This is a genomic window from Streptomyces sp. NPDC056600 (genome assembly GCF_042792855.1).
Classification (GTDB): Bacteria; Actinomycetota; Actinomycetes; order Streptomycetales; family Streptomycetaceae; genus Streptomyces.
In genome coordinates this window covers 2,106-4,378 of the sequence record NZ_JBHTVQ010000018.1, presented here as the reverse complement: position 1 = coordinate 4,378, position 2,273 = coordinate 2,106, and the positions used below count along the sequence as shown (strand labels likewise).

The 2,273-nt window shown below is 62.7% G+C and carries 2 rRNA genes and 1 pseudogene (1 of these 3 only partly in view); 1 reads left to right on the top strand and 2 read right to left on the bottom strand.

Annotated elements, in window-relative coordinates:
• Nucleotides 1-742, top strand: a pseudogene (locus ACFRAV_RS11855) (hypothetical protein); the annotation flags it as partial.
• 132 nt (nucleotides 743-874) lie between these two features.
• On the opposite strand, the gene rrf reads toward ACFRAV_RS11855, so the two are convergent.
• Nucleotides 875-991 (bottom strand): 5S ribosomal RNA (gene rrf, locus ACFRAV_RS11850).
• Between the two features lie 106 nt (nucleotides 992-1,097).
• A 23S ribosomal RNA gene (locus ACFRAV_RS11845) occupies nucleotides 1,098-2,273 on the bottom strand; it runs 1,821 nt beyond the window's last position.

The window sequence follows — 2,273 nt, the reverse complement described above, 5'->3', positions numbered from 1 at the left end:
ACCCACCGCGGTCGTCACGGCGGAAGCCCGGCCGGTCACCGCTGTCACGGCGGAACCCGGGACGGTCGCCACCCTCGCGGCGGAAACCGCCACGGTCCCCGCTGCGATCATCCCTGCGGAAGCCACCACGGTCGTCGTCACGACGCGGACCACGGTCGTCACGACGGAAACCGCCACGGTCCCCACCGCGGTCGAACTCGCGGCGCTCACCGCCACGATCGTCACGCCGGAAGCCACCGCGGTCGTCGTCGCGGCGCGGGCCACGGTCGTCACGACGGAAACCGCCACGGTCGCCACCGCGGTCGTCACGGCGGAAGCCCGGCCGGTCACCGCTGTCACGGCGGAACCCGGGACGGTCGCCACCCTCGCGGCGGAAACCGCCACGGTCGCCCCCGCGCTCGCCGCCGCGGTCGTCACGGCCGCGGAAGCCGCCACGGTCACCGCCGCGGTCGTCACGACCGCCGCGGAAACCACCACGGTCGTCGTCGCGACGCGGGCCACGGTCGTCACGACGGTCGAACCCGCCGCGGTCGCCCCCACGGTCACCGCGATCGTCACGGCGGAAGCCACCACGGTCACCGCCACGGTCGTCACGCCGGCCGAAACCGCCGCGGTCGCCGCCGCCCTGGCGCGGACCACGGTCGTCCCTGCGGAAGCCGCCGCGGTCTCCGCGATCACCACCGTCCCGGCGGCGTGGCTCGCGCTCGGGGCGCTCGTCGGGAGAGTTGGTGGACATCGGTGACTCCTAGTCTTCGGTACTGCTAAGCATCGTCGCGCAGTCGGGTTCCCGTACTGCGGCAGAACAAAAAGGGGAAAAACAAAAAGGACCCCCAGCCCCAGCTGAACGCTGGGACCGAGGGTCCTCCAAAAAATTGTTCGGCGGCGTCCTACTCTCCCACAGGGTCCCCCCTGCAGTACCATCGGCGCTGTGAGGCTTAGCTTCCGGGTTCGGAATGTAACCGGGCGTTTCCCTCACGCTATGACCACCGAAACCCTATTGGTTTCGAGCGAACAAGCACACTTTTCAGTTTGAGAGTTCTGCTCTAAGCCGGCAACTGTTCGTTGCCTCAGAACCAACACAGTGGACGCGAGCAACTGAGGACAAGCCCTCGGCCTATTAGTACCAGTCACCTCCACCCGTTACCGGGCTTCCAGATCTGGCCTATCAACCCAGTCGTCTACTGGGAGCCTTACCCCATCAAGTGGGTGGGAGTCCTCATCTCGAAGCAGGCTTCCCGCTTAGATGCTTTCAGCGGTTATCCCTCCCGAACGTAGCCAACCAGCCATGCCCTTGGCAGGACAACTGGCACACCAGAGGTTCGTCCGTCCCGGTCCTCTCGTACTAGGGACAGCCCTTCTCAAGACTCCTACGCGCACAGCGGATAGGGACCGAACTGTCTCACGACGTTCTAAACCCAGCTCGCGTACCGCTTTAATGGGCGAACAGCCCAACCCTTGGGACCGACTCCAGCCCCAGGATGCGACGAGCCGACATCGAGGTGCCAAACCATCCCGTCGATATGGACTCTTGGGGAAGATCAGCCTGTTATCCCCGGGGTACCTTTTATCCGTTGAGCGACGGCGCTTCCACAAGCCACCGCCGGATCACTAGTCCCGACTTTCGTCCCTGCTCGACCCGTCGGTCTCACAGTCAAGCTCCCTTGTGCACTTACACTCAACACCTGATTGCCAACCAGGCTGAGGGAACCTTTGGGCGCCTCCGTTACTCTTTAGGAGGCAACCGCCCCAGTTAAACTACCCATCAGACACTGTCCCTGATCCGGATCACGGACCCAGGTTAGACATCCAGCACGACCAGACTGGTATTTCAACGACGACTCCACCCACACTGGCGTGTGAGCTTCAAAGTCTCCCAGCTATCCTACACAAGCCGAACCGAACACCAATATCAAACTGTAGTAAAGGTCCCGGGGTCTTTCCGTCCTGCTGCGCGAAACGAGCATCTTTACTCGTAGTGCAATTTCACCGGGCCTATGGTTGAGACAGTCGAGAAGTCGTTACGCCATTCGTGCAGGTCGGAACTTACCCGACAAGGAATTTCGCTACCTTAGGATGGTTATAGTTACCACCGCCGTTTACTGGCGCTTAAGTTCTCAGCTTCGCCCCACCGAAATGGAGCTAACCGGTCCCCTTAACGTTCCAGCACCGGGCAGGCGTCAGTCCGTATACATCGCCTTACGGCTTCGCACGGACCTGTGTTTTTAGTAAACAGTCGCTTCTCGCTGGTCTCTGCGGCCACCCCCAGCTCAACG